Below are 24,958 nucleotides of genomic sequence, written 5' to 3' on the forward strand. Positions count from 1 at the left end.
GGCTGGTTGGGCTTCACCCGATCGAGGCCTTCGGTGATCACCTTGTCTCCGGCGTTGAGGCCGCTGGCGACCAACCAGCTGGTTCCCACCGTGCGGTCTGCGGTCACGGCCTTGAGCACGGCCTTGTTGTCGGGGCTGACCAGATAAACCGTGGCGTTTCCGCGCGGATCTCGGCTGACCGCCTGTTGCGGGACCAGGATGGCGTCGCGGGCGGTGGCCTGGCTCAGCTTGGCGCGCACGAACATGCCCGGCAGCAGCAGGCCCTGCGGGTTCGGGAAGCTGGCGCGGATGGTCACCGATCCGGTGGTCTGGTCGACGATGGTCTCCGAAAATTCGATGCGCCCCTGGAGCGGATAGGCGCTGCCGTCCTCAAGCGTCAGCTGAACGTTGGCCTCCGACGGGAAGACGCCGCCGGCGGAAAGCGCGCGGCGCAGGGCCACGACGTCGGCGCTGGACTGGGTGATGTCGACAAAGATCGGGTCAAGCCGCTGGATGTTGGCCATTGGGGTGGTCTGGCCAGAGGTGACCAGCGCTCCGGTGGTCACCATGGAGCGGCCGATGCGACCGGTGATCGGCGCCGGCACGGTGGTGAACTTCAGATTGATCTTGGCGGTGTCCAGGGCGGCCTTGTTCTGCGCGACCTGGGCGATCGCCTGTTTCGCGGCGGCCTCGGCGTCGGTGTAGTCCTGCTTGGCGACCGCCTCCATGTCGGCAAGCGGCTTGTAGCGCTGCGCCTTGGCGACCGCGGCGTCGCGTGTGGCCTCGGCGTTCTGCAGGTTGGCCTCCGCCTGGGCGACGGCGGCCTGATAGAGGCTGGGATCGATCACGTAGAGCGTCTGGCCCTGTTTGACGATGCTGCCTTCGACGAACTTGCGGTCCTTGATCAGGCCGTTGACCTGCGGGCGGACATCGGAAATTTCGTAGGCGTTCGTGCGTCCGCCCAGCAAGACCTCCAAGGGCACATCCTGGGCCTTCAGCACGACGTAGCCGACCTCGGGGATTCTCGGCGGCTTCTTGGTGTCCTTCGCGGCGCACGCCGAAAGCAGCAGGGCGAGCGCAAGCACGGTGAGTTGGCGAAGCTTGATCTGGGAACGCACCCGCAAGACCTGATTCAAAAGGCAACCCGTGGCGGGTCAGTGGGAGAAAGCAGCAACCCCGTCTTTCGGGCGACGCCGTATGGCACGATCGTCTTTCCGAAACGCGACGCCAGCATTTCGGATTGTTGCCGCGTCGCTATGCGGCGCGGGCGCAACATACTGATCCCATAAGACGGATCAATGCATCTCTACGACGGGGAGCTCGATGTTTGTCGCCTGGGCGCCGGCGTGGAATATCCGCTGGGTGGCTTTCACGTAGTCGGCGGGCTTGGCGAAGAAGATGTTAGGCGTGAAGGTCTGCGGATTGCGGTCGTAAAGCGGAAACCAGCTTGACTGGATTTGCACCATGATCCGGTGGCCTGGCAAGAAGACATGGTTGGCCGTCGGCATGACGAACCGGTACTTCTCGACCGTGTTGGCCGGAATGGCGTGCGGCGTTGAAAAACTCTCACGATAACGGCCGCGGAAGATGTCCATGGCGATCGGCAGCTCATAGCCGCCCATCTCGACCTGGCTTGGCACCGTGTCCGGATAGACATCGATGATCTTCACCACCCAGTCCGAGTCAGTGCCGCTGGTCGAGGCGAACAGATTGACGATCGGCGCGCCGGAGATGCGCACCGGGGCGGTCAGCACCTCGCTGGTGTAGGTCAAGACGTCCGGGCGGCCGTCCACATGCCGCTGGTCTGTGGTCAGCCAGTAGCGCCATTGGTCGCCGTCATCGGCGCGCACCGGACGGCGGACATAGGGCACGGGCTTGGCCGGATCGGAGACATATTCGTCATAGGCCGCGCCCGAGGCCGTCGGTGACTGGAAGCCAAGGCCCAGGCCTGGCTGCAGGTAGAGTGGCTTCATCTTGTTCCCGCAGCCCGTTTCGCAGGCCAGCGGCCACTTGGGCAGGCGGTCCCATTCCATGTCGCCGGTGCGGAAGATGAACACCGGCGGGGTGTTGGCCTTCGGCCCGTTGGTCTTCAGGTGCTCGTCGAGGAAGGGTTTGAGGATCTTCGTCCGGAATTCCGTGGCCGTGTCGCCGGGCAGCTTCAGCGAATTGAGCTGCCGCTGCTCGTAGTTGACGCCGGAATGCCTCCAGGGCCCCAGCACCAGGTAGTTCATGTCGTTGTTCTTGTCCTTGGGCTCGGTGGCCATGTAGGCGTGGATGGTCCCCCACATGTCTTCCTGGTCCCACAGCGCGCCCACCCACATGGTGGGCACCTTCAGCGGCTGGCGGGCCAGCTCCTGGTCCAGCGCCTGCTCGCTCCAGAAGGCGTCGTAGGCCGCGTGCTCCGTGAGCTTGCGGTAGTAGGGCACCTGGTCGAGGCCGGCGGCCCTGGCGTAGGCGTCGACGTTTCCGGCGCGAAGGTAGTTGCTGTAGTCGTCGAGGCTCTGCCTGGGGATCTTGCTGCCTTCGCCGCGGGCGGTCATCTGGCCGGCGATGTAGTCCAGGTTGGTGGTGCGGAAGGCCCCATAGTGGAAGAAGTCGTCGCCCATCCAGCCGTCGACCATGGCCGACTGAGGCACGGCCGCTTTCAACGCCGGATGCGGATTGATCAGGCCCATGAGCGTGGTGAAGCCGTCGTAGGACGAGCCGATCATGCCGACCCGGCCGTTGGTCTCCGGCACGTTCTTCACCAGCCAGTCGATGGTGTCGTAGGTGTCGGTGGCGTGGTCCACGGTGGTGTGGTTCAGCGGCCCGATCAGCGGGCGGGTGACCACATAGTCGCCTTCCGAGCCGTATTTCCCGCGGATGTCCTGATAGACCCGGATGTAGCCGTCGCTGACGAAGGGCTCGTCCATCTGGGCCAGTTCGTCGGTGATGTGCGGACTGTCGAACCGTTGAACCCGGCCCTTGGCGTTGTAGGGCGTGCGCGTCAGCAGGATCGGGCCGTCCTTCGTACCCTTCTTCATGACGATGACGGTGTAGAGCTTCACGCCATCGCGCATGGGGATCATCACCGCGCGCTTGACCCAGTCGTTGTTGGCCGTGGGCTTTTCATAGTGCGCCGGGATGTCCGGGCTGATCTCCGGGCTCGTCGGTGTCTGGGCGACGACCGGCGCGGCGAACAGGGCGAAGGCGGCGGCGAGCGCCGCGGGCAGGGCGAGGCGGTTCATGGCTGGACCGTATCCGATGGCGGGAGGTTGGGAAGAGGCGGCCTTAGGCGCTTGCGAGGGCGCTTTGGAAGAGAATGGCGCCGTCCGCGGAGCCGAGCTCTGGCTCGAAGGCGCGGTCGGGGTGGGGCATGAGGCCCAGCACATTGCCCTTGGCGTTGACAATGCCGGCGACGCCTCGCGACGAGCCGTTTGGGTTGTCGACGTAGCGGAACACCACCTGGCCCTCGCCCTCCAGCCGGTCCAGCGTGGCCTCGTCGGCGAAGAAGTTGCCCTCGCCATTGCCAACGGTCATGGCCACCTGGCGGCGGCCAACATAGCCCGCGGTGAAGCGGGTTTGGGCGTTGGTGACCTCAAGATCGACGGCCTTGCAGACGTATTTCAGGCGCTCGTTGCGGAGCAGCGCGCCGGGCAGCATCCGCGCCTCGCAGAGGACCTGAAAGCCGTTGCAGATGCCGACGGTCGCCACGCCGCGCTCCGCGGCCGCCTTCACCTCGCGCATGATTGGCGACAGCGCCGCCATGGCGCCGCAGCGCAGGTAGTCGCCATAGGCGAAACCGCCCGGCAGAACGATCAGGTCGACCCCGCTCGGCAGCTCGGTGTCGCCGTGCCAGACCATGTCCACATGGGCGCCCGTGGACCGCTCGATCGCCACCTTGCAGTCGCGGTCGCAGTTGGAGCCGGGGAAGACGATGACGGCGGCTTTCATGCGAGGGTCTCCAGGCGGGCAGGGGCGGAAAAGCGGGACTTGAAATCGAAGGCGTGGACGCCCGGGCCGTCCGAGCGCAAGCGCTCCAGGCGCGCGAAGGCCTCGTCACGGGTGGGCAGGGTCGCGGCGGGGATCCACCACATGACAACCTGTGGCAGGCCGGAGGACCCGAACCAGGCGCTGCCGCGCTTGACGAAGGCGCCATGCGCCGAGCGGTAGGCGAACGCCGCCAGGGCCTCGGCGCTCTCCCAGACCGACAGGTTGGCGAGGATCATCGGGTCGATGTCGTCGGCGGGAATTTCCGAATCGAAGCCCGTCCCTGTGGCGCGCCAGATGAATCCGGGCGAGGCCTCGGCAAGCGCGTTGATGCGGTCGAGCGCCTCGCGGAACTCGGCCGATTCCGGCGCCTCGATCGGGGCGATCAAGCGGGCGATGTTGAACTGGGCGAGATGGAAGCCGCTCATCGGCGCGTCCAGGTCTTTAAGGAGTCGAGATAGGCGAGCAGCTGGTTATAGCCCTTCTTGTCGCCATAGGCGCAGCCCACGGTCTTCACCTGCCCGCCTGCGGCGGTCTGCATCATGATCGCCGGGTGCCCCGGCGCGCCCTTCTCGGTGATCAGGTAGGAGGCGCGGCCATCGTCCGTCGAGTAGAAGAAGTAAGGCTCGCCCGGCGCGTGGGACGCCGGCAGCAGGTGCGGCTGAGCGGTGATCTTGGCTGACTGGACGTCGAAGGGCATGGCGCAGTCGAGAGTGATCGGCGCAAAGGCGGGGGGTTGCGGCTTCGGCGCGCAGGCGCAGAGCGAGACTGGAATGAGGAGGAGGAGAAGGGCGGTCGCCCGCCTCACGCCACCTCCACGCGGTAGCTTTCGATCACCGTATTGGCCAGCAGCTTGTCGCACATGGCCTTGACCTCGGCCTCGGCGCCGGCGGCGTCCTTGGCTGCGAGGTCGAACTCGATGGTGCGGCCGACGCGGACGTTGGCGACGCCGCCCCACCCCAGGCCGTGCAGGGCCTGCTCGACGGCCTTGCCCTGCACGTCCAGAACGCCGGGCTTCAGGAACACGTGGACGATGGCTTTCATCAGTGCAGGCCGCCTTGGATCACGGTGGGCATCTCTTTCATGATCCCGAGCCGCCGGGCGACTTCGGTGTAGCTCTCGATGACGTTGCCGAGGTCGCGGCGGAAGCGGTCCTTGTCGAGCTTCTCGTTGGTGGTCGAATCCCATAGCCGGCAGCTGTCGGGGCTGATCTCGTCGGCCAGGATGATCCGCGAGAAGTCGTTCTCCCAGACCCGGCCGTACTCGACCTTGAAGTCCACGAGCGTGATGCCGACCGCGCCGAACATGCCGGTCAGGAAGTCGTTCACGCGCAGGGTCAGCGCCATGATGTCGTCGATCTCCTGGGTCGTGGCCCAGTTGAAGGCGGTGATGTGCTCCTCTGAGACCAGCGGGTCGTGCAGCTTGTCGTCCTTCAGGCAGAACTCGATGATCGACCGCGGCAGGGCCTGGCCCTCCGGCAGCCCCAAGCGCGTGGAGAGCGAGCCCGCAGCCACGTTGCGGCAGATCACCTCCAGCGGGACGATCTCGACCTCGCGGATCAGTTGCTCGCGAAGGTTCAGGCGGCGGATGAAGTGGTTCTGCACTCCGATTGAGGCGAGCTTGGTCATGATGTGCTCGCTGATCCGGTTGTTGATCACTCCCTTGCCCTCGAGGACGGCCTTCTTGGTGGCGTCGAAGGCGGTGGTGTCGTCCTTGAAGTACTGGATCAGGGTGCCGGGCTCCGGACCTTCGTAGAGGATCTTCGCCTTGCCCTCGTAGATCTTCTTACGCCGGGTCATAATCGTGCCTTCTCCGTGGGCGAGGGCTTTGCTGGTCGAAATAACGAAAAACGCGCGGGGTCCAAGTCCCTCGCGCGCGGATTCGACTCGGCGTCTCGCTTCATATGAGGCGGCGCGAAATTAGCGGATGCGGGCCATGGGCGCAAACCTCGCCGCGTCGCCGCGTTTCGATTGCGGCGTCCGACCGGGCGGGATATGTGGTCGCCCGCAGAGTGGCTTTGCCCAGGGACCCCATGACCACCTTTGACGACCGTGAACGTGGCTTCGAGAAGCGTTTCGCGCTCGATCAAGAGCAGGAGTTCAAGGCCTCGGCGCGGCGCAACCGCGCTCTGGGCGAGTGGGCCGCTGGCCTGATGGGCCTGACCGACAAGCACATCGCCGAATACGCCCAGGCCGTAGTAAAGTCCGACCTGGAACAACCCGGCGAGGACGACGTGCTGCGCAAAGTCTTCGAGGACCTCAAGGGCTCCGGCGTGCAGATCTCCGAGGGCGAAGTGCGCATGAAGATGGCCGAACTGCTGGCCCAGGCGCGCGAGAGCGTCCGCGAAGGCAAATAGCCGCTGCTACTGCGCCGCCTGGCTGGCGGCGTTGGCCTCCTCTCCGAAGACGCGGGCGAACACCCGGTCGACGTTCTTGAAGTGATAGCCGAGGTCGAAGAGCTCCGAGAGCTCGGCGTCGCTCAGCGTGACGTCCGGATCGGCGCGCAGGAAGTCCAGGAACCGGCCCTCGCCGCGCCAGACGCGCATCGAATTGCGCTGCACCGCGGCATAGGCGACCTCGCGGGCGACGCCCTTCTGGGTCAGCGCCAGCAGCACGCGCTGGGAGTGCACCAAGCCGCCCAGGCGGTCGAGATTCCTGGCCATGTTCTCTGGATAGATCACCAGCCGCTCCATGACGCTGGCCAGGCGGCGGAGCGCGAAATCCAGGTGCACCGTGGCGTCCGGGGCGATTCCGCGCTCGACCGAGGAGTGGCTGATGTCGCGCTCGTGCCAGAGGGTGACATTCTCCATGGCCGGCACCACGGCGGAGCGAATCAGCCGCGCGAGGCCGGTCAGGTTCTCGGTGAGGATCGGGTTGCGCTTATGCGGCATGGCGCTCGAGCCCTTCTGGCCCGGATCGAAGGGCTCCTCGGCCTCGAGCACCTCGGTGCGCTGCAGGTGGCGAATCTCGGTGGCCAGCCGCTCGATGGAGGAGGCGACCACGCCCAGGGCGGCGAAATAGGCCGCGTGGCGGTCGCGGGGAATCACCTGGGTGGAGACCGGCTCGACCGCGAGGCCGAGCTTTTCCGCCACATAGGCTTCCACCTCGGGCGCCACGTTGGCGAAGGTGCCCACGGCGCCGGAGATCGCGCAGGTGGCGATCTCGAACTTGGCCATGGCCAGCCGCTCCTTGGCGCGCACGAACTCGGCGTAGTGGCCGGCGAGCTTCAGGCCGAAGGTGGTGGGCTCGGCGTGGATGCCGTGGCTGCGGCCAACGGTGGGCGTAAAGCGGTGCTCGTAGGCCCGGCGTTTCAGCGCGGCCAGCACCAGGTCGACGTCCTCGAGCAACAAGTCAGTGGCACGGCAAAGCTGAACTGCCAGCGCCGAGTCATTGACGTCTGAACTGGTCATCCCCTGGTGCAGGAACCGCGCCTCGGGGCCGACGACCTCGGTGACGTGGGTCAGGAAGGCGATGACGTCGTGCTTCACCTCGCGCTCGATCTCGTCGATGCGATCGGCGTCCCAGACCGCGTCGCGGCCCTTCTCCCAGATGACGCGCGCGGCCTCCTTCGGGATGACGCCCAGCTCGGCCATGGCGTCGGCCGCATAGGCCTCGATCTCGAACATGATCTTGAAGCGCGTCTGGGGGCTCCAGATGGCGGCGGCTTCCTTGCGGGCGTAGCGGGGGATCATGCCCCAAGGGTATGCGTGCGGGCCCCGCGGGAAGTCAAATTTTGAGATGAAAAAGTGAACGACCTCCCCCTCCCGCCATCGCGGCCGCGATGGGGGAGGTAGGTCAGTCGCTTTCGCCGCGGTCGGCGCGGGCCTTGGCGAGCGCCTTGCCGATGCCGAAGGAGCCCAGGAGATAGTGGAACGCGCCCCACAGGCTGAAGGCGTAGGCCACGATCACGCCTTGGCGGGTGCCCAGCACCAGCGCGCCGCTGCAGGCCGCCTTGGCCGCGTCGGCCGCGCCCTTGGCCGCCTTGCCGCCGGGGCACGCCGTCTGGAAATCGGCGGGGTGGATGCCGAAGAACCCACTGATCGCGTCGCCCAGCGAGGTCGCGGCCGGGTGCGCGAAGTGGAACGCCGCGAAGTGATCGATCACCCAGCCGGTGAACGGGGGGCCGCCGCCCAGCGCCAGCAGGTTCAGGAAGAACAGCAAGAGCGCCGCCGCCGTCGCCCGCTGATGGGTCGGCGCCATGTTCTGGATCACCCCGAAGGTCGGCGCCAGATAGACGTAGGAGAGCGCGCCCGGGATCAGCATGAAGGCCGCCGCCGTCTGCCAGGTGGGCGCGGTGTAGATGCCCACGATCGCCGGATAGGCCAGCGCCACCCCGATCGCGGGCACCAACGCGTACCACCGCGAACTCAGCCGCCTCGACAGCGCGTCGGTGATCGGGCCGCCCACCAGGGTGCCGATCCCCTGGGAAAAGCCCGCCGCCAGGCCGACGATCAGGCCCACCGCGGCATAGTCCAGATGGAAGGTGCGCACGAAATAGGGCTGGGCGAACTGGCCCCCGCCATAGCCGGCGAAGGAGACGAGCGTGATGCCCATCACCATGTTGAACACCGGCCACTTCAGGAAAAGGATCTTGAAGACCGCCCACATCTCGGCGAGCTCGCCGCGCTTGGCGGGCGCGTCGGGCAGCGCGTCCTCCGCCACCAGATGCGTCACCGGCGTCTCCGAATGTCCGCGCGGCGGCTCCTTCACCAGGAGCTTCAGCGCGATCGCCACGGCGACCCCCGGGAGGCCGACCACCATGAACGCCATGTGCCAGCCGAAGGTCTTGGCGATATAGCCGCCGGCCACCGCTCCGATCATCGTCCCCATGGGGATGCCGAAGCTGTAGATCGATAGCGCCGAGGCCCGCTCCTTCGGCGGATAGTAGTCGCTGATCAGCGACTGGGCCGGCGGCGACAGCCCCGCCTCGCCCACGCCCACCCCGAAGCGGAAGGCGCCAAGGGTCGCAAAGCTCGTCGCTGCGCCGCAGAGCGCGGTGAACCCCGACCAGATCAGGATCGCCACCGAGATGATGTTCACCCGGCTGTAGCGCTCGGCGAGCCGGGCGATCGGGATACCGAGGAAGGTGTAGAGCAGCGCGAAATAAAGCCCGCCCAGGAGGCCGATCTGCGCGTCGGAAATGTGCAGCGCATCCTTGATGGGCTGGCCGAGCGTCGCGATGATCGTGCGGTCGATGAAGTTCAGCGTGTAGGCCGTCACCAGCAGGAACAGCACCAGGCGCTTGTAGTTGGCGCTGTAGACGGGCCGGGCGGCGGGCGGAGCGGCAGGCGTGGCGCCCACGGACGTGGCGGTCATGATGCTGAAGCGTTCCCCGAATTATTGCTCGCCGCCCGCGGGGCGGGCAGCGGTTTGGGAGGAGGTTAGCGGGGCAGGGAGAGGGTGGATAGGGGCTAGGCGATGAACATTTCACCCCGGTGACAATCGAGGTAGCTGCGCTGCCGCGGCGCGAAACTGTCGGGACGCCAAATCGCCGGCGCTTCTTCGAATCGAAGGCGCTCTATGGCGAATTCGGCGCAGCCAAGCCGTCTCAAATCGAACTTGTCGACCCGCCGTGAAGCGAGACCATCGTCATCTTCCATGAAGCTGCTGAAGCCGCGGTCGACAACTGAGGAAGCCCCCTCAGTCAGCTTTGCTGACAGCTCCCCCTAAGGGGGAGGATCGGATTTCTACGGTCAAGCTGCGCCGCGGAATGGCCCTGTTCGGGTCGGGACGGCGCCGTTTTTCACCCCTGCAATAGATGGCGGTCGGTGGGTTTGCGGCAGCTTGGGCTGCTTTTGAACGAGGGAGATTTCGATGAGCCAACGAATGCCGAGAGTTCTGATCGCAGGGGTAGCGGTGCTGGGGGTCGCGGCCCTGGGCGGCTGCGCCACCAAGAAGTTCGTCAACGAGCAGGTGGGGCAGGTCTCCACTCGGGTCGACAGCGTCTCCGGCCAAGTGAGCGACGTCACTGCCAAGGTGGCCGACCATGACACGAAGCTGGCCAACCTGGACCAGTCGACCAAGGACGCCCTGGAGCGGGCGACCGCGGCCGGCAAGCTGGCGGAGGGCAAGTTCCTCTATTCGCAGGTGCTGCAGGACGACAGCATGAAGTTCGGTGTCTCGAAGGCGGCCTTATCGCCTGAGGCGCAGGCGCGGCTGGACGCCTTCGTGGACAAGCTGAAGTCCGACAACCGCAACGTCTACATCGAGGTGCAGGGCCACACCGATGCGACGGGGCCGAAGGAGGTCAACTACCGGCTGGGCGAAGAGCGGGCCGAGGCCGTGCGGCGCTATCTGAACGAGCATGGCGTGGCGCTGAACCGGATCGGCACGATCTCCTACGGGGCGGATGACCCGGTGGCGCCGAACAACAAGCGCGATGGCCGTGCGCAGAACCGGCGCGTCGTGCTGATCGTGCTCGCGTAGCGGCGGGGCTGTGAGCCGGCGCACGCGCCGGCCCCATGCTTCCCGGCGCAGGTGGGGTGCGGCTGCGCTGAGCCTGGCCATCCATGTGGCCGCGGGCGTCGCCCTGCTCGCGACCTGGACGGCGGGCCCGCGGCCGGCGGAGCCCCCGGTGATGAGCGTGGCGCTGGTCACGCCGACGCCGCCCGCGCCGGCGGCGCCGGAGAGCGCGCCCGAGCCGAAGCCTGAGAACCCGCCGCCGCCGAAGCTGGGGCGCGCGTCGAAGCTGCCGGTGACTGTGGCGCCGATCGCAGCCAGGCCGGGGCCGACGTTCGTCCCGTCCGTCGAGATGAGCGACGCGCAACTGGCCGGCGCGGCGACTGTTGGCGCGGGCGCCGGCGGCGGGCAGGGCTGCGACATGGCCCGCTGGCTGCAGAAGGCGCTGCGCGAAGATCATGGGGTGCAGGCCGCAGTGGTGGAGGCGGGCGACGCCGGCAAGGCGATCCGTGTCTGGGACGGCGCCTGGGTGCGCCACCCCGGGCAGGAGGGCGAGGGCCTGGCGGCGGTGCGCGAGGCGATCCAGTGGCGCGTGGCCTTTGCCCCCGTCGCCTGCCGCACCGAGCCGGTGCACGGGCTGATCGTGCTCAGCCTCAACGATGGGCCCGGCGCGTCGCGGCTGGCCATGGGCGGCGGCGAATGGCGGTGGCAGGACCTGCTGTTCTCGCGGGCCGGCGGGGCGCGGCCCTAGCTGATCATCTCCTCGCGGACGTTCTTGCGGGCCAGCCAGAAGAGCAGCGCCGAGACGCCCCCGCCGACGACCGACAGGATCAGCGCCCAGCGGACGCCCTCGGCGGGGCCCAGGTGGAAGCCCTTGTTGAGGATGTCGGAAAGCGCGCCGATACAGAGCGCGCCCAGCACCAGGCCCAGGAAATTGATCACGAAGAGCATGATCGAGGCGCTCATGGCCCGCATCCGCTGGGGCACCATGCCCTGGGCGCTGGCGTAGATCGGGCCGTACCAGAGGGTGCCCACGAAGTTGGTCACCGCGATCAGGCTGAGCGCCAGCGGCACCGACGGGGTCAGGTAGAGGGTGATGGCGGCGGGGACCGAGATCACCACGGCCAGCGCAGGCACGGATCCGTAGACCCGAAGGTCGCGCGCGCCCCACCTGTCGGCGATCTGGCCGCCCGTCCAGGAACCGAGCGTGCCGGCCACGCCGCCGATCACGCCCAGGGCGACGCCGATGAAGGTCTGGGGCCGCATGTGGAACTGATGGGCCAGCGCGATCACCGCGGGGCCGTGGCAGCGGTAGAAGAAGCTGGGCGCGAAGGTCGCGTGTCCGTAGCCCAGGAACGAGCGGATGCCCGCGCCCCAGGCCATGAACCAGAAGGCCCGCTTGGCGGAGAGGAAGCGGATCGTCTCAGAGAAGGTGGCCAGGGCGCCGGTGGCGCCCTGGCCGGCGGCGCGCATGGCGGCGCTGAGTTTGGCGCGGGGCTCCTTCAGGGTGAAGGCCGCGACGATGGCCAGGATCAGGCCGGGGACCGCGGCCACCATGAAGGCCTGACGCCAGCCGAAATAGTCGCTCATCGCGCCGCCGATGGCGAGGCCGAGCAGCGAGCCGATCGGCGTGCCCATGGCGTAGAAGGCCAGGGCCGAGGCGCGCTTTTCCTTCGGGCTGTAGTCGGCGATCAGCGCGTGGGAGGTGGGCGTGCAGCCCGCCTCGCCGATGCCGACGCCTGCGCGGAAGCTGACCAGCTGCGCGAAGTTCTGCGCGAAGCCGCAGGCGCCGGTGAAGGCGCTCCAGGCGGCAAGGCACGCGGCGATGATGTAGCCCCGGTGATGGCGGTCGGCGGCCCTCGCCAGCGGAAAGCCCAGCAGGGTGTAGACGATGCCGAAGGCGAAGCCGGACAGCAGGCCCAGCTGCCAGTCGGCCAGATGCAGATCGTTCTTGATCGGCTCGGCCAGGATATTGATCACCTGGCGGTCGATGAAGTTGACCACATATATCAGCAGGAGGAGCCAGAGCGCGTAGCGGCGGTAGGCATTGGAGACCGGCGGGACCGTGTGAGCCGTGGCTTCGTCCACCAGCGCTTCGCCGGTGGGCGTGGTGATGTCGGCCATGTGCGTTTCCCGGGTGTAGAATTCTTGGAGTTTTTTCTTGGGCGAGCTCTAACGGCTGCTTAGGCAAACCTCGTGCATTTAGGGCGTTGAGGGAAGCGGCGTCGCCGCGCTATCGCCTTAGCGCAGGCGTAAGGAGGCTGAATGGAACTCGTGATCGGCACCAAGGCATGGTCGACATGGTCGATGCGGCCGTGGCTTGTGCTGAAGAAGACCGGCGCGCCGTTCCAGGAACGGATCATCCAGCTGCGCCAGGAGAACGGCGGCTCGGAGGCGGCGATCCTGCCCCATTCGCAGACCGGCCTGGTGCCGGCGCTGAAGGACGGCGACGTGCAGATCTCGGATTCGCTGGCGATCTGCGAATACCTCGCCGAGCGGTTCCCGGACATGGAGCTGTGGCCGAAGGACGCCAGGATGCGCGCCTATGTGCGCTCGGCGGCCGCGGAGATGCACTCAGGGTTCTCCTCCCTGCGCGGGGAGTGCCCGATGGACCTGGCGGCCTGGCCGAAGGCGGTGACGCTCTCCAAGGCGACGCAGAAGGACGTGCGCCGGATCGTGACCCTTTGGTCGGGGCTCCTGACCAAATTCGGCGGGCCCTACCTGGGCGGCGAGGAGTGGGGGATCGTCGACGCCTTCTACACGCCGGTGGCCAGCCGGTTCCACACCTACGGCGTGAAGCTCTCGGACTTCGGCGACAAGTCCGGCGCGGCGGCGCGCTATGCCGAGCGTCTGCTGGAGCGCCCGGAGTTCAAGGCCTGGCTGGCGGGAGCCTAGGCCGGCGCAAGATGATGCGGGTCACTCCGTCATAAGGCCGGTATGCTTGGCCGCCGGGATGGGAGCGGGCACAGTGCGTGCTGTCGACCACCCGACTGAAGCGAGCCCTGACGCCTCTTGACCCGCCGCGTCGACATCTCACCCTCGTGGATCGGCTCGCTCGGCGGGCCGGGACGTTACGCCGTGGCGGTCGTCCTGGTGGGCGTGTCGACCCTCGGCGCGGTGGCGCTGGAGAAGATGACGGGCTCGAACCGGGTGGCGGGGGCCTATCTGGTGGGCGTGCTGGTGACCTCCTACCTGGTGGGCTCGGGGCCGGGGTACCTGGCCGCGGCGGCCTCCTTCCTGATCTACAATTTCTATCTGGCGAGGTCGCACGTCAGCTTGGGGGCCTATACGCCAGAAGACTTCCTGGTGCTGCTGACCTTCCCGACGGTCGCCCTGCTGATGGGCAATCTGACCGGCCGGGTGCGCGAGGAGGCCAAGCGGGCCCAGGTCCGGGCGCTGACCACCGCGGTGCTGTTCGAGGGCACGCGGGAATTCTCCGCCTCGGACGACGCGGGCCTGATCCGCACGCGGCTGGCCGACCACCTGGCCGCGGCGGCGCGGGGTCAGGCCTTCGTGCTGGACCACGAGGTGCTCTGCGCGGCAGGCGGCCCCGCGCCGGAGCCCATGGTGCTGTCGGCGGCGCGGGCCTTGGCGGCGGAGGTCCTCGGGGAGCCGAAGACCATCGAGGCGGCGGGCTGGCGGGTGCGCGCCCTGGCCAGCGGGGCGGTGGCCGGCTGGCGCGCCGAGCCCGCGCCGGACGCCGACGAGGAGAGCCTTCTGCAGATCCTGGCCGACGCGGGCGCCGCGGCCATGGCGCGCGCCGGCCTGACCGTGGCCAAGGCCGACGCCGAGGCGCGCGCGCGCACCGAGGACCTGAGGAACGCGCTCCTGTCGTCGATCAGCCACGACTTGCGCACGCCGCTGGCCGCGGTGCTGGCCTCGGCCTCCTCGCTGCAGGAGTTCGGCGACCAGTTCGACGCCAAGACCCGCCACGACCTGACCGCGACCATCCAGGAAGAGTCGGAGCGGCTGAACGCCTTCGTCACCAACCTGCTCAACATGACCCGGCTGGAGGGCGGGGCGCTGGAGCCGGCCAGCACGGTCTTCGACCTGGCCGAGGTGGTTGACCGCACGCGCAAGCGCTTCGAGCGGCTGCGCGGCCAGCGCAAGTTCTCCTGCCGCCTGGGCGAGGGGGCCGATGTGGCCATGGGCGACCCGGTGCTGTTCGAGGTGGCGCTCGCCAATGTGCTGGAGAACGCGGTGCGCTACAGCCCCGACGGCGGGATCATAGCGCTCACCAGCTTCCCGCGCGACGGCCAGGTGGTGGTGCAGGTGACCGATGAGGGGCCCGGCGTGCCGGAGGGCGAACTCGGCAAGCTGTTCGATAAGTTCTACCGCGGCGCGGCGGCCAAGCGTCTGCCGGGCACCGGTTTGGGACTATCTATCGTGCGCGGGGTGATGCAGGGCATGGGCGGCCAGGTGAGTGCGGCGCTGCGCACTGACGCGCCGAGCGGCATGGTGATGTCGCTGATGCTGCCGGCGGTTCGGGTTTGATCGGATGGGGTTGCGAAGTGGAGACGCGATGACTGGGAGTTTGGGCCGGCTGCTGATCGTCGACGACGAGCCGCAGATCGTGCGCGCGCTCACGCCGGCCATGGCGGCGGCGGGCTTCGCGGTCACCGCTGCTGAGGACGGCGAGCATGCGCTGGCGCAGCTGGCCAGCGAGCCATCGGAGGTGGTGATCCTCGACCTCGGCCTGCCGGACATGGACGGCAAGGAAGTGATCCAGCGAATCCGCGAATGGTCGGACGCCCCGATCATCGTGCTGTCCGCGCGGGACCTGGAGGCCGAGAAGATCGCCGCCCTGGACCTGGGCGCCGACGACTTCGTCAACAAGCCGGTGGGCGTGGGCGAGCTCCTGGCGCGGATCCGCGCGGTGATGCGCGGGCGCGAGCGGCGCTTCTCAGCCCAGCCCAAGTTCCAGTTCGGCGAGCTGGAGATCAACTTCCCCGCCCGCCGGGTGATGATCCAGGGCGACGAGGTGCGGCTGACGCCGCGCGAGTACCAGCTGCTCCGCATCCTTGCGAGCCACGCCGGGCAGGTGGTCACCCACCGCCAGATCATCACCGCCGTCTGGGGCACCGACACCAACGCCGACGCCCAGTTCGTCCGCGTGCTGATGGCCCAGCTGCGCCAGAAGCTGGAAGCCGACCCATCCAGCCCCGAACTTCTGATGACCGAGCCCGGGATCGGCTATCGGCTGAGGTGCGAGGAGTAGGGGCGGGATCCCGTCCGGCGCGGAGCTCGACGAGTTCCGCTCACGCCGAGGGCCACTGGTTGGCGAGGGCGGCGCGGATTGTGTAGTCGGTCCATTCCTTGATCTTGCCGCCCTGCAGGAAGAAGACGCCCACGCCTTCGAACAGCAGCGGATGGGTCGAGGAGGTGAACCTGTCGATGCGGTGGTTGATGACGATCGGCCCCGCGGCATAGGTCGCCAGGGTCTGGATCTCGATCTTGTCGGCCGAGTCCACCAGCGGGCGCAGCCGCTGGGCGATGGCGTCATAGCCCTTGTCCGGCGGGGTCGCCTCGGTCATGCGATAGACGCAGGCCGGCGAGAGGTAGGCCGCCAGATTGGTCATGTCCTTCGGTTTGACCGAGTCCAGGAAATCGCCCACCAGCTTGACGTTGGCCTTCTCCGCGGCGGTCCATTCGGCCGCCTCGGCGCGTCGGGCCGTCGCGGCCATGATCAGCGCGCCGACGGTGGCCGACGCGAGAACGCCCCGTCGGGTCGCATCGGCTTTTGCATCCGCCATGGCAGGTTCCTTCCGTTTCGATGACGAGCTGTCAGGGCGCTCGGCCCACCGCACCGTGCGCTGAGTCTCGAGCACCGCGACTGGGTTGCGGCAGGGTCCTGCGGCGAGGGGAAGCCTAGCTCCCGGCGCCCGGGCCCGCGCTCTTGGCGGCCGCGCCGGCGTGCTCGTGTTCAGCGGCGCGGGCGCCGGCGAGGATGCCGGGCAGGGCGTAGTTGCCCTCGTTGCAGGCGTATTCGTAGACAATGCCCTGCAAGGGGGCGAACTCGTACTCGCCGCCCCAGGGCTGCTCCCAGGAGGTCGGCGCGCTCACCGTGAACGAATAGCGCAGCCGGTCCTTGGCCGTGCGGGTGAAGCGCTCGGTGATCGTCAGGTCTTTCCAGGCGCCCTGGAAAGCCTGTTTCTGCGGGATGTGGTTGGTCTCGACGACCAGGGTGTCGCCGTCCCACCAGCCGATGGAATCCCCGAACCACGGCCGCACGTCGTCGGCGCGGTGCTTGGAGTTCAGTCGCACGATGCGGGTGTCGTGGACCATTTCCACCTGGATCGCCACGGCGTCCTTGGTCTGCACGATGTTGTAGTCGTTGTTGTAGAAGCCGTTGGGCAGCATCGGCGGCCCGACGTTGCCGCCGAACATGATGCATCGCTCGCTGAGCGGCCGGTTCTCCGGATTGTCGTAGGAGCCCAGGGGATCGCGGCTGCCTTCGCCGCCGCCTGAGTAGTAGCCGTCTGTGCTGGCCGCGACGGTCTTGCGCGGCGGGACGTGGCCGTCCTTGGTGGTCAGCAGCGAGGTGCGCGGCTGGCCGCCCACCCGCATCACCGTATGGCCAGGGTCGAGCCAGCCGCGGTTGTAGCCGCCGACATCGCCGCCCGCCGCCAGGAACGAGGGTTTGAGCTCCAGCCCGTTGGGGGCGTTCACCGGCGCATTCGGGTCTGTGCGTTTGTTGCCCACATCGACCTGGTGGGCCTCGTCGACTTCCAGCGCCTTCGCCTCGGCCGGCGTGTAGGCCAGCCGGTCGCCGAGTTTGCTGTCCCGCTGCATCGGCGTCAGCGTCGCGTTGGACCAGTAGCCGCCGATGTCCGGCTGGCCGGACGCCGTGCGGGGCGGCTTGTACGAAGCGGTTGTTCCGGGGGCCGTCTGGGCCGAGGCCGCAAACGGAGCTGCGACGGCGAAGGCGAGCGCAGCGATGGCGGTGATCTTCATGATGAGGCCGTCCCTATGGATGCCGCTTGTTTTGCGCGGCTGATCTTGGAGGAGAGACTGACCCCTCGAACGGCTTTCGAAAAGGGTCACACTGAGACATGTCGTCCCGGGGGCTCGGTATTGCCGGCGCAAAACGCTAGTTTGGCCGCGGGACATACATATTCGCGCCTGTGCGCCGCGCGCCATTCCGGACATCTCATGAAACCTCTCTCCCTCGCGGCGTTCGCCGTCGCGCTTGTCCTGCCGCTTCAGGCCCAGGCCGCCTGCCGGCTGGTGACGGCGGACGTGGCGGTGACGATGGCGGGGCTTCGCCCGCTGGTGGCGGCCAAGATCGCCGGCAAGCCCGTGAAGCTGCTGCTCGATTCCGGGGCGTTCGGCAGCTCCCTCACTGCCAGCTACGCGGCGCAGGAGAAGCTTTCGTCGCTCACGGCCAAGCCGATCGGTTCCCTGGTGCCGGGCTCCGCCTCGACCGTCACCTCCGGCGCGCGCGGACATGACACGACGACCGGCATCGTCATCGCGCCGAGCTTTGAGTTCGGCGGATCGGTCTTCCCGGACGTGAAGTTCCTGACGATCCGCGACATCGGCGACGCCGCCGGCCTGGTCGGGCAGAACCTGCTGAAGACCACCGACGACGAATACGATTTCAAGGACGGTCTCTTGCGCTTGGTACGGCCGCTGGACTGCGAGACGACGGCGATGGCCTACTGGCTGAAGCCCGGCGAGACCTATTCGGTGGTCCCGCTCGATGGCGAGGCGCGAAGGAACGCACACAACGTCGCCCTGATCACGATCAACGGCCAGACAATGCGCGCCTACTTCGACACCGGGGCCAGCACCTCCTTCATCACCGTCCACGCCGCCGCCAAGGCCGGGGTCAAGACCAGCGATCCGGGGGTCACGCCGATCGGCGTGAGCCACGGACTGGACGGCGACATCAAGACCTGGGTCGGCACGTTCTCAAGCATCAAGATCGGCGACGAGGAGATCAAGAACGGCAAGCTGGCGATCGGCGAGTCCGTGGCCAACGACTTCGACGTCCTGATCGGCGCGGACTTTTTCATGGCCCACCACGTCTATGTCGCCAACAGCCAGGGGAAGCTCTACTTCAGCTATAGCGGCGGACCGGTGTTCCGCACCTCCGCCCCGGCGAACCAGACGGCGAGCGGAGATACGCCGCCGCGCTAGGACGGGCGGCCGTCAGGGCCGGCCGGCGTGCGGAACGTCGACCGTCGCGGTCTCGATCTGGCCCCGCGGCTTGCCGCCCGCTTCCTCCGGCCGGGCGGGCCGGGAGGTCAGCATGAAGAGCGTGCGCCCGTCGTCTCCGCCCAGCATGCAGGCGTAGCAGGGCATTGCGGTCTCGATGACCTCCAGCACGGCCCCGCCCTCGGCGATGCGAACGCATTCCGGCGCGACGGGGTTGGCTATCCAGACGGCGCCCTCGGCGTCGAGGCAGATCCCGTCGGGGACCCGCGGCCAGACCGAGGCCCATTCGCGCCTGTTCGTGAGACTCCCATCGGGCTCGATATCGAAGGCGGTCAGGCGGCCGGCGAGGGTCTCGCCGATGATCAGGGTCCGGCCATCGGGGGTGATCACCGTCCCGTTCGGGAAATGCATGTCGTCAGCGACGGGACGGACGCTTCCGTCAGCGTCGACCAGGGCCAGGCGCGCGACCGCGTGGTCGGCGACGACCCCCTCGAACCCCCGGGCCGCGATCGCTTCGTCGAGATCGAGGCCGAAGTTGCCGACATAGGCCCGGCCCAGGGCGTCGACCACCATGTCATTGCAGTGCCAGGTGGCGATGCCGGAAAGGTCGGCGTGCGTGCGGATGCGACCGCCGGGGCTGCGGCGAAGCAGGAGGCGGCGGGTCATCGAGACCACCAGCAGATCGCCATCCGGCGTCCAGCCCAGGCCGGAGGGCTGATCATCGAGTTCGAGTTCGGTGCGAACGTCGCCGTCAGGCGAGACCGACTTCACCGCGTGGCCGAAGAAGTCGCTGAACCACAGTCGGCCATTGCGCCACCGCGGCCCTTCGCCGAAGTGGATGCCGCCTGCCAGGACCTTGGCCGATTTCACCACGAGGCCTCCGCCGATGGCTGCTTCGTCCATTCGCGCTGCGCGACGCCCCGGCGTCAACCCGATGATCGCGCAGCCGTCAGCCGTCAGCCGTCAGTCGTCAGCCGTGGCTGTCCGCCGCGCCGGGGAACAGAAGACGCGCATCGAGGCCGGGGCCTGCGTCGGCAAGCTCGAGCTGGGCGCCATGACGGTCGGCGATGGAGGCGGCGGTCGGCACGCCCCGTCCGGATCCCGACGCGCTGCGGCTGGCCTCGAGGCGCTCCCAAGGCGCCAGGGCGAGGGTCTTGAGGCTGTCGGGTATGCCCGCACCGAGCTCGCCGGCGCGCACGTCGCGCCCTAAGCCGCGGCCTCGGTCCCGCGCCGAGACCGCCGCCGCCCGCTAGAACCGTTCCCCGACCATTACTTCGCTCTTGGCCCACAGCGCCTTGGCGCGCTCGGGGTCCAGGGCGTAGCTGCGTACGCCCCCGCGGACGGCGAGGTCCGGGCCGCCTTCGACGACCTCGGCCACGTGGCAGTCCTCGCAGTAGAGGCCGCCGACGTCCTCGGCCGGGGCGACGGCGCCGGCCCAGACGGAGGTCGCCGCGCCCTGCGGGATAGTCTTCCACTCGAAGGCCGGCGAACCCGAAGCCTGGGCTTTGGCGAAGTTGTCGAGCATCGCCTGGAGGGTCTCGGGGCTCATGTGGCGGCCGAGCTCGGTCTGGATGCCGCCGGGATGGACGGCGGTGGCGCGCACCCCCTCAGCCTTGTGGCGGCGGTCGAACTCGACGGCGAACAGGATGTTGGCGGTCTTCGAGCGGCCGTAGGCGGTAAACTCGGCATAGGGGGTGTGGTCGAAGTTCGGGTCGTCCAGGTCGACGTCGGAGAAGCGGTGGCCGGCAGAGGACAGGTTCACCAGGCGCGAGCCCGGCTTCATCAGGCCGGCGATGCGGTTGACCAGCACGAAATGGCCCAGGTGGTTGGTCCCGAACTGGGTCTCGAATCCGTCGGCGGTCTTGCCGAACGGCGTCGCCATGACCCCGGCGTTGGCGATCACCAGGTCAAAGGGCCGGCCGTCGGCGACCAGGGCGTCGGCGCAGGCGCGGACGCTGGCGAGGTTGGCGAGGTCGAGCTCGACGAGCTCGAGGCCCCCGCCGGGCGCGGCCTGGGCGCGCACCGGCTCGGTGGCGTCATGCGCCTTCTTCAGGTCGCGCGCGGCGCCGATCACCTGGGCGCCGTGAGCGGCGAGCGTGCGGGCGGTTTCGACGCCGAGGCCCGCGGACACGCCGGTGACCAGGATGCGCTTGCCGCTGAGGTCGACGCCGGCAAGCACGTCGTCGGTGGTGGAGGTGGCGTCAAAGGGTCCGGTCATGGGAAGGTCCTGTCGGGGCTGTTTTCAGATGGCAGATCGGCCGCCGGGCGGCCCCAAGCGGTTGTCCGGACCGCGGAAACGCCTATAAGCGGAGGATGGCTCCGCATATATACGGAGGATGCCTCCGTTTAACAAGGGCGCCGCCGCAATGAGCGGGGTTGGCTCCGCGCGCAAGCCGCGGGCCGACGCCCAGCGCAACCGCGAGCGGCTGATCGACGAGGCCAAGGCCGCGTTCGCCAACGTTGGCCCTGACGTCAGCCTGGAGGAGATCGCCCGCCGCGCCGAGGTCGGGATCGGCACGCTCTACCGGCACTTTCCCTCCCGCGACGCCATCGTCGAGGCGGTCTACCGCCGCGAGGTGGAGCAGTTGGCGGACGCCGCGCAGCGCCTGCTCGACAGCCGCCCATCCGTGGACGCCCTCCACGAATGGCTGAAGCTGCTCGTCAGCTACATGGTCACCAAGAAGGTGATCGGCCCCGCGCTCGGCACGATGGCCAGCGGCGCCTCGGAGCTCTACGAGTCCTCAGGCGCCCTGATCCGCGCTGCGGTGACGTTGCTGGTCGAGCGGGCGGTCGCGTCCGGTGAGATCCGCGCCGATGTCGAGGCCGAGGACCTGATGCAGGCGATGACGGGCTTTTCCTCAGGGGTTTCCAGCCCGGGCTGGGCGGCGCGGACCCTGCGCCTGATCGACATCCTGATGGATGGGCTGCGGCGCTAAGACGGCGGCGGCTCGAAAGGCTGGATGGCGGAGATTGCGCCGCTGTCGAGGTTGAAGCGGACTTTCTGGCCCACGGCTGCGACGCCGAGCATGGCGGTCTTGCCCACCGGGAACGGCTGAGATCCGGCCGGCCAGTTGATGGCTTCGACGGGGTCATAGGCGATGGTGATTCGCCCTGTCTGGGTGTCGATGGCCTTCACCACGCCCACGAAGGTCAGCTGGTTGACCGGCGTGGCGGCCTTCGGTGGCGGGGTGTTCGGCGCGGCGGACTTGGCGCCGCCGCCACCGCCTTTTCCGCCGCCGCCGCCGCCGCGGTGTCCGCCGCCGCCTCCGCCGCCCATGCCACCGCCTCCGCCGCCCATGCCGCCTCCGCCCATCTGGGCGTGGGCCACGCTGGCCGTCATCAGGAGGACGAGGATCGGGGCGAGACGCTTCAACATGCGTGCACCCTAAACCCAAATTGCGCCGGGATCATCGCGATCCGGTCACGGTTCTTGAAATCTCGCGGCCGGCGCGCTGTGCCTCAGGCCGCGGTCGCTGTCGCTGTCGCCGTCGCTGACGCCTGGCGACGCCGCCGCAGAGCCGCGCCGGTGAGGGCGAAGCCGCCGATCAGCAGGGACCAGGTCGCGGGCTCCGGCACCGGTGGAGTCTCGCTGGCGGGCGAGGCGATGAAGGCGGTGTATTGGTAGTTGAAGCCGTTGCCGCTGTAGTAGCTGCCGCCGATCAGTCCCGCGTCGTTGATCGAATTGACCCCCTGGTTGTTGTTCGGATCGAAGCCCGGGCCAGGAAGGCTCAGCATGGTGTAGGTCCCGTCGGCGTCCACGAAGCTTTGGTGGTTGGCGGTGCCGACCACCGTGCCGGAATCGTTGATCCCGGTGATCTCGGTGATCGTGGCGTTCTGAGGCTGCACGTCGGTGAAGGTCCCGCCGTCATCGATGAAGCCGATGTCCCTGCCGTTGGCGAAGAAGTTGCCGGCGATCAGGCCGGACTCGCTCACCGCCTGGATCGATGTGGACCCCTGCGAGCCGGGCGCGGAGAGCAGGCTGTAGACGCCGCCGGAATCGATGAAGCCCACCCGGGCATTCTGGTAGGTGGCGTTGCCCACGACGTCGCCGGCGCTGTCGATGCCGACGGCGGTGACCTGCGAGAGGCCGGGGCTGCCGATGGTGGTGAAATTTCCGCCGGTTTCGGTGAAGTAGGTGAAGACGCCATTGCTGCTGGCGGTCTCGTACTTGCCCAGGACGACGCCGGCGTTGTTGATGCCGGTGAGCTGGGTGTCCACCGCACCGGGGACGCTGACGAAGCTGTAGACGCCCGCGTGGTCCACAAAGCCTTCGAAATCGAAGATGTTGCCCACGCCGTTGGTGGTCTGGATGTCGGTGCCGACCACCGTGCCTGAGCTGTTGATCGCCGCCGCCGAGGCGTTCACGTGGTTGCCGCCGTTGGGGATCAGCGGCGGGGTGATCTGGGTCTGCACGCCGCCCTGGTAGATGAAGGATCCCTGCCCGCTGGGATTGCCGTAGTCCACGATGACCTGGCCGCTGTCATTGAGACCGGCCACGCCGGTCACCGGGTAACCGGGCTCCGGGATCGAGGTGTAGACGTACTGGCTGGCGGCGGCCTGACCCGCGAGGACGGTGGCGGAGGCGGCGAGGGCAAGCAACAAACTGCGGCGCATTTCGGGAACTCCGGACTGGCGGCCGAACGCCGTCTATCCGGAAGCTTAGCGAGGCGGCCAGGGCCCCACATTGTCCGAACGGACAAGGGCCGTCGCATTCAACTGACGAGCGATTCTAAGCGGGGGATTCGCCGATGGCGGGCCGGCGGAAACGGCGCCTATAAGAGTCTCATAACGATCTGTCGCCCGTCGCGTCCCCGAGCCGCCGTGTCAGAAGACCTGCTCATCGACCAGGCAGAGATGTCGGCGCTGATCGACCGTATCTACGCCTGCGTGCTCGACCGCGACCGCTGGGCGGGCGTGCTGGAGACACTCTGCCCGCTGATCGGCGGCTGCGCGGCGAGCCTCAATGTCCACAACCTGGTCACTGGCGCGCCGGAGCTGCTGGTCGAGCACGGCACCGATCCGGCGGCGTCGGAGTCCTATGTCGAGACCTATGGGCGGATCAATCCGCTGATCGACGCGACCCTGCTCTACACGCCGCCCGGGACGGTGAACGCCATGTACCGGGTGGTGGACATGGAGGATTTCCGGCGCAGCCGCTTCTACCGCGAGTGGGTGGCGCCGCAGGGCTGGGGCGACTGGCTGGGCAGCGTGCTGATCCGAACGACCGCCAGCCTGGCCATGCTCAACGTGGCGCGGATGGAGCGGGACGGCCCCTACAGCGACCCCGACCTGGCGCTGGTGCGGCTGCTGACGCCGCACTTCGAGCGGGCGACGGCGCTGGGCCGGGTGTTCGACGTCGGCACCGCCGAGCGCGCCGGGCTGTCGGCTCTGGTCGGCCGGATTCGCGCCCCGGCCTTCATGGTGGACGCCGCCGGCCGCATCGCCTTCGCCAACGCCTCGGGCGAGCAGCTCCTGGCCCAGGGCTCGGTGTTCCAGGACCATGGCGCGAGCCTGGTGGCGGTCGATGCGGCGGCGCGGCGTGTCCTGGGCGAGGCGTTTTCCGAAGGCCGCATCTTGCCGGCCATGGCGGTGGTGGGGCCGCCGGACGACCGCCGGATGCTTTCGGTGATCCCGCCGTCGGCGGAGAGCGGTGGCCACGGCATCGTGCTGATCACTGCGCGCGAGGCGGAGCTGCCGCTTCCGGGGCCGCTGTTGGTCGAGGCGTTCGGGCTGACGGCGGCGGAGATCCGGGTCCTGGTCGCGCTCTTCAAGCGCAGGACCCTGGCCCAGATCGCCGGCGACCTGGGCGTGACGCAGCGGACCGCCAAGGCGCACCTGCAGCACCTGTTCGAGAAGACCGGCACGCGCCGCCAGGCCGATCTGCTGGCCGAGGTGCTGAGCCTGGTCCCGCCGATCAGCGTCTTTTGACGGCGAGGCGCGAGGCGAATGGCCGGAGCCGTCGACACGGAGGTGCTGGTGCTGGGGCTGGGCGCCGTTGGGGCCGCGGTCGCCTATCAGCTCGAACAGCGCGGCGTCCCGTTCGTGGCGATCGAGCGGCAGGCGGCGGCGGGGCATGGATTCGGCTCGTCGCACGGCGAAAGCCGGATCACCCGCGAGGCGGTGGGCGAGGGGGTGGCCTACATTCCCCTGGTGAAGCGCAGCCACGAGATCGTCGCGGAGCTGGAGGCGACAGGGCTCGGGCCGCTGCGGGAAAAATGCGGCGTCCTCTACCTGTCGAGCGGCGGCCTCGGCGCGCTGCGGCACGGGGCGGCCGACTTCCTGGCGGCGACGCGGGCGGCGGGCGAAATGGCCGAGGCCGAGCTGATCGAGATGGACGCCGCGGCGATCCGCGCGGCCTATCCGCAGTTCCAGGTTCCGGACGACACGGTGGGCCTGCTGGAGGCCCGCGCGGGTTTCCTGCGTCCGGAGCGGTGCATCGAAGTGCAGCTGGC

Annotated in this window: 27 protein-coding genes; 10 read left to right on the top strand and 17 right to left on the bottom strand. The window is 68.4% G+C overall.

Annotated elements, in window-relative coordinates; genetic code table 11:
- From E8A12_RS06670 to purC, 7 genes are all read right to left on the bottom strand, one after another.
- On the bottom strand, nt 1-1,097 hold a 1,097-nt coding region (locus tag E8A12_RS06670; RefSeq protein ID WP_293367162.1), incomplete at its 3' end, for an efflux RND transporter periplasmic adaptor subunit.
- Between the two features lie 177 nt (nt 1,098-1,274).
- Nucleotides 1,275-3,206, bottom strand: a complete 1,932-nt coding sequence (locus E8A12_RS06675) for a CocE/NonD family hydrolase (RefSeq protein WP_293367137.1) — start codon at nt 3,204-3,206, stop codon at nt 1,275-1,277.
- A gap of 43 nt (nt 3,207-3,249) precedes the next feature.
- A complete protein-coding gene (purQ, locus tag E8A12_RS06680; protein ID WP_293367138.1) occupies nt 3,250-3,912 on the bottom strand; it encodes a phosphoribosylformylglycinamidine synthase subunit PurQ in 663 nt (220 codons plus the stop codon).
- Nucleotides 3,909-4,376, bottom strand: coding sequence for a DUF3291 domain-containing protein (locus tag E8A12_RS06685; protein WP_293367139.1), 468 nt, complete (start codon nt 4,374-4,376; stop codon nt 3,909-3,911). The genes purQ and E8A12_RS06685 overlap by 4 nt, the downstream gene beginning before the upstream one ends.
- Complete coding sequence (locus tag E8A12_RS06690) at nt 4,373-4,756, bottom strand: hypothetical protein (RefSeq protein ID WP_293367140.1); 384 nt, start codon at nt 4,754-4,756, stop codon at nt 4,373-4,375. The genes E8A12_RS06685 and E8A12_RS06690 overlap by 4 nt, the downstream gene beginning before the upstream one ends.
- Nucleotides 4,753-4,992, bottom strand: a complete 240-nt coding sequence (purS, locus tag E8A12_RS06695) for a phosphoribosylformylglycinamidine synthase subunit PurS (protein ID WP_293367141.1) — start codon at nt 4,990-4,992, stop codon at nt 4,753-4,755. The genes E8A12_RS06690 and purS overlap by 4 nt, the downstream gene beginning before the upstream one ends.
- Nucleotides 4,992-5,750 (bottom strand): phosphoribosylaminoimidazolesuccinocarboxamide synthase, encoded by a 759-nt coding sequence (gene purC / locus E8A12_RS06700; protein ID WP_293367163.1) that lies wholly within the window; start codon nt 5,748-5,750, stop codon nt 4,992-4,994. Before purC ends, purS begins: the two co-directional genes overlap by 1 nt.
- A 230-nt stretch (nt 5,751-5,980) precedes the next feature.
- Here purC and E8A12_RS06705 point away from each other — a divergent pair, with 230 nt between their 5' ends.
- Nucleotides 5,981-6,304: a DUF1476 domain-containing protein gene (locus tag E8A12_RS06705; RefSeq protein ID WP_293367142.1), complete on the top strand. Its 324-nt coding sequence runs from the start codon at nt 5,981-5,983 to the stop codon at nt 6,302-6,304.
- A 6-nt stretch (nt 6,305-6,310) separates the two neighbouring features.
- Here the strand turns inward: E8A12_RS06705 and purB are convergent, their stop codons facing one another.
- Both purB and E8A12_RS06715 read right to left on the bottom strand, forming a co-directional pair.
- On the bottom strand, nt 6,311-7,639 hold the full coding sequence (gene purB, locus E8A12_RS06710; protein WP_293367143.1) for an adenylosuccinate lyase: 1,329 nt from the start codon (nt 7,637-7,639) through the stop codon (nt 6,311-6,313).
- Nucleotides 7,640-7,742: 103 nt separating this feature from the next.
- Nucleotides 7,743-9,263, bottom strand: coding sequence for an MFS transporter (locus tag E8A12_RS06715; protein ID WP_293367144.1), 1,521 nt, complete (start codon nt 9,261-9,263; stop codon nt 7,743-7,745).
- Nucleotides 9,264-9,761: 498 nt separating this feature from the next.
- On the opposite strand from E8A12_RS06715, the gene E8A12_RS06720 reads away from it, so the two are divergent.
- Complete coding sequence (locus tag E8A12_RS06720) at nt 9,762-10,373, top strand: OmpA family protein (protein ID WP_293367145.1); 612 nt, start codon at nt 9,762-9,764, stop codon at nt 10,371-10,373.
- 10 nt (nt 10,374-10,383) lie between these two features.
- The gene (locus tag E8A12_RS06725) at nt 10,384-11,097 is read left to right on the top strand and encodes a hypothetical protein (protein WP_293367146.1); all 714 of its coding nucleotides are present in this window, start codon (nt 10,384-10,386) and stop codon (nt 11,095-11,097) included.
- On the opposite strand, the gene E8A12_RS06730 is transcribed toward E8A12_RS06725, so the two are convergent.
- The gene (locus E8A12_RS06730) at nt 11,094-12,470 is read right to left on the bottom strand and encodes an MFS transporter (RefSeq protein ID WP_293367147.1); all 1,377 of its coding nucleotides are present in this window, start codon (nt 12,468-12,470) and stop codon (nt 11,094-11,096) included. The two genes, E8A12_RS06725 and E8A12_RS06730, sit on opposite strands and share 4 nt — an antisense overlap.
- Before the next feature lie 141 nt (nt 12,471-12,611).
- Between E8A12_RS06730 and E8A12_RS06735 the strand changes: the two genes are divergently transcribed.
- From E8A12_RS06735 to E8A12_RS06745, 3 genes are all read left to right on the top strand, one after another.
- Nucleotides 12,612-13,241 carry a glutathione S-transferase family protein gene (locus tag E8A12_RS06735; RefSeq protein ID WP_293367148.1) on the top strand — a complete coding sequence of 210 codons (630 nt, stop codon included), beginning with the start codon at nt 12,612-12,614 and terminating at the stop codon, nt 13,239-13,241.
- Between the two features lie 117 nt (nt 13,242-13,358).
- Complete coding sequence (locus E8A12_RS06740; RefSeq protein WP_293367149.1) at nt 13,359-14,840, top strand: ATP-binding protein; 1,482 nt, start codon at nt 13,359-13,361, stop codon at nt 14,838-14,840.
- A gap of 28 nt (nt 14,841-14,868) precedes the next feature.
- Complete coding sequence (locus E8A12_RS06745; protein WP_293367150.1) at nt 14,869-15,564, top strand: response regulator transcription factor; 696 nt, start codon at nt 14,869-14,871, stop codon at nt 15,562-15,564.
- Between the two features lie 40 nt (nt 15,565-15,604).
- Here the strand turns inward: E8A12_RS06745 and E8A12_RS06750 are convergent, their stop codons facing one another.
- Together E8A12_RS06750 and E8A12_RS06755 are read right to left on the bottom strand one after the other, a co-directional pair.
- Entirely contained in the window at nt 15,605-16,099 is a 495-nt protein-coding gene (locus E8A12_RS06750; RefSeq protein WP_293367151.1) for a limonene-1,2-epoxide hydrolase family protein, read from the bottom strand.
- A gap of 115 nt (nt 16,100-16,214) precedes the next feature.
- The gene (locus tag E8A12_RS06755) at nt 16,215-17,300 is read right to left on the bottom strand and encodes a hypothetical protein (protein ID WP_293367152.1); all 1,086 of its coding nucleotides are present in this window, start codon (nt 17,298-17,300) and stop codon (nt 16,215-16,217) included.
- A 198-nt stretch (nt 17,301-17,498) separates the two neighbouring features.
- Between E8A12_RS06755 and E8A12_RS06760 the strand changes: the two genes are divergently transcribed.
- Nucleotides 17,499-18,488 carry a retropepsin-like aspartic protease gene (locus E8A12_RS06760; protein ID WP_293367153.1) on the top strand — a complete coding sequence of 330 codons (990 nt, stop codon included), beginning with the start codon at nt 17,499-17,501 and terminating at the stop codon, nt 18,486-18,488.
- A 12-nt stretch (nt 18,489-18,500) separates the two neighbouring features.
- Here the strand turns inward: E8A12_RS06760 and E8A12_RS06765 are convergent, their stop codons facing one another.
- From E8A12_RS06765 to E8A12_RS06775, 3 genes are all read right to left on the bottom strand, one after another.
- Nucleotides 18,501-19,409, bottom strand: coding sequence for an SMP-30/gluconolactonase/LRE family protein (locus E8A12_RS06765; RefSeq protein ID WP_293367154.1), 909 nt, complete (start codon nt 19,407-19,409; stop codon nt 18,501-18,503).
- Between the two features lie 67 nt (nt 19,410-19,476).
- Entirely contained in the window at nt 19,477-19,704 is a 228-nt protein-coding gene (locus tag E8A12_RS06770; protein WP_293367155.1) for a hypothetical protein, read from the bottom strand.
- A 51-nt stretch (nt 19,705-19,755) separates the two neighbouring features.
- Nucleotides 19,756-20,724 carry an SDR family NAD(P)-dependent oxidoreductase gene (locus E8A12_RS06775; RefSeq protein WP_293367156.1) on the bottom strand — a complete coding sequence of 323 codons (969 nt, stop codon included), beginning with the start codon at nt 20,722-20,724 and terminating at the stop codon, nt 19,756-19,758.
- A 148-nt stretch (nt 20,725-20,872) separates the two neighbouring features.
- On the opposite strand from E8A12_RS06775, the gene E8A12_RS06780 reads away from it, so the two are divergent.
- The gene (locus tag E8A12_RS06780; RefSeq protein WP_293367157.1) at nt 20,873-21,442 is read left to right on the top strand and encodes a TetR/AcrR family transcriptional regulator; all 570 of its coding nucleotides are present in this window, start codon (nt 20,873-20,875) and stop codon (nt 21,440-21,442) included.
- Here the strand turns inward: E8A12_RS06780 and E8A12_RS06785 are convergent.
- Entirely contained in the window at nt 21,439-21,882 is a 444-nt protein-coding gene (locus tag E8A12_RS06785; protein ID WP_293367158.1) for a copper-binding protein, read from the bottom strand. The two genes, E8A12_RS06780 and E8A12_RS06785, sit on opposite strands and share 4 nt — an antisense overlap.
- Nucleotides 21,883-21,965: 83 nt before the next feature.
- On the bottom strand, nt 21,966-23,120 hold the full coding sequence (locus E8A12_RS06790) for a PEPxxWA-CTERM sorting domain-containing protein (protein WP_293367159.1): 1,155 nt from the start codon (nt 23,118-23,120) through the stop codon (nt 21,966-21,968).
- A gap of 207 nt (nt 23,121-23,327) precedes the next feature.
- On the opposite strand from E8A12_RS06790, the gene E8A12_RS06795 reads away from it, so the two are divergent.
- Both E8A12_RS06795 and E8A12_RS06800 read left to right on the top strand, forming a co-directional pair.
- Complete coding sequence (locus tag E8A12_RS06795; protein ID WP_293367160.1) at nt 23,328-24,434, top strand: helix-turn-helix transcriptional regulator; 1,107 nt, start codon at nt 23,328-23,330, stop codon at nt 24,432-24,434.
- An 18-nt stretch (nt 24,435-24,452) separates the two neighbouring features.
- Nucleotides 24,453-24,958, top strand: a 506-nt coding sequence (locus E8A12_RS06800; RefSeq protein ID WP_293367161.1) for an FAD-dependent oxidoreductase, incomplete at its 3' end; no start/stop codon positions are given.

Origin of the sequence: Phenylobacterium sp., from assembly GCF_004799395.1 — a bacterium.
Classification (GTDB): domain Bacteria; phylum Pseudomonadota; class Alphaproteobacteria; order Caulobacterales; family Caulobacteraceae; genus Phenylobacterium.

Bases quoted from the DNA above. Each gene is read 5' to 3' on its own strand.
- E8A12_RS06755 (WP_293367152.1), bottom strand. From the start codon at position 17,300: ATGAAGATCACCGCCATCGCTGCGCTCGCCTTCGCCGTCGCAGCTCCG.
- purS (WP_293367141.1), bottom strand. From the start codon at position 4,992: ATGAAAGCCATCGTCCACGTGTTCCTGAAGCCCGGCGTTCTGGACGTG.
- E8A12_RS06745 (WP_293367150.1), top strand. From the start codon at position 14,869: ATGACTGGGAGTTTGGGCCGGCTGCTGATCGTCGACGACGAGCCGCAG.
- E8A12_RS06720 (WP_293367145.1), top strand. From the start codon at position 9,762: ATGAGCCAACGAATGCCGAGAGTTCTGATCGCAGGGGTAGCGGTGCTG.
- E8A12_RS06730 (WP_293367147.1), bottom strand. From the start codon at position 12,470: ATGGCCGACATCACCACGCCCACCGGCGAAGCGCTGGTGGACGAAGCC.
- E8A12_RS06750 (WP_293367151.1), bottom strand. From the start codon at position 16,099: ATGGCGGATGCAAAAGCCGATGCGACCCGACGGGGCGTTCTCGCGTCG.
- E8A12_RS06675 (WP_293367137.1), bottom strand. From the start codon at position 3,206: ATGAACCGCCTCGCCCTGCCCGCGGCGCTCGCCGCCGCCTTCGCCCTG.
- E8A12_RS06685 (WP_293367139.1), bottom strand. From the start codon at position 4,376: ATGAGCGGCTTCCATCTCGCCCAGTTCAACATCGCCCGCTTGATCGCC.
- E8A12_RS06715 (WP_293367144.1), bottom strand. From the start codon at position 9,263: ATGACCGCCACGTCCGTGGGCGCCACGCCTGCCGCTCCGCCCGCCGCC.
- E8A12_RS06705 (WP_293367142.1), top strand. From the start codon at position 5,981: ATGACCACCTTTGACGACCGTGAACGTGGCTTCGAGAAGCGTTTCGCG.
- E8A12_RS06760 (WP_293367153.1), top strand. From the start codon at position 17,499: ATGAAACCTCTCTCCCTCGCGGCGTTCGCCGTCGCGCTTGTCCTGCCG.
- E8A12_RS06785 (WP_293367158.1), bottom strand. From the start codon at position 21,882: ATGTTGAAGCGTCTCGCCCCGATCCTCGTCCTCCTGATGACGGCCAGC.
- purB (WP_293367143.1), bottom strand. From the start codon at position 7,639: ATGATCCCCCGCTACGCCCGCAAGGAAGCCGCCGCCATCTGGAGCCCC.
- E8A12_RS06735 (WP_293367148.1), top strand. From the start codon at position 12,612: ATGGAACTCGTGATCGGCACCAAGGCATGGTCGACATGGTCGATGCGG.
- E8A12_RS06765 (WP_293367154.1), bottom strand. From the start codon at position 19,409: ATGGACGAAGCAGCCATCGGCGGAGGCCTCGTGGTGAAATCGGCCAAG.
- E8A12_RS06775 (WP_293367156.1), bottom strand. From the start codon at position 20,724: ATGACCGGACCCTTTGACGCCACCTCCACCACCGACGACGTGCTTGCC.
- E8A12_RS06790 (WP_293367159.1), bottom strand. From the start codon at position 23,120: ATGCGCCGCAGTTTGTTGCTTGCCCTCGCCGCCTCCGCCACCGTCCTC.
- E8A12_RS06780 (WP_293367157.1), top strand. From the start codon at position 20,873: ATGAGCGGGGTTGGCTCCGCGCGCAAGCCGCGGGCCGACGCCCAGCGC.
- purQ (WP_293367138.1), bottom strand. From the start codon at position 3,912: ATGAAAGCCGCCGTCATCGTCTTCCCCGGCTCCAACTGCGACCGCGAC.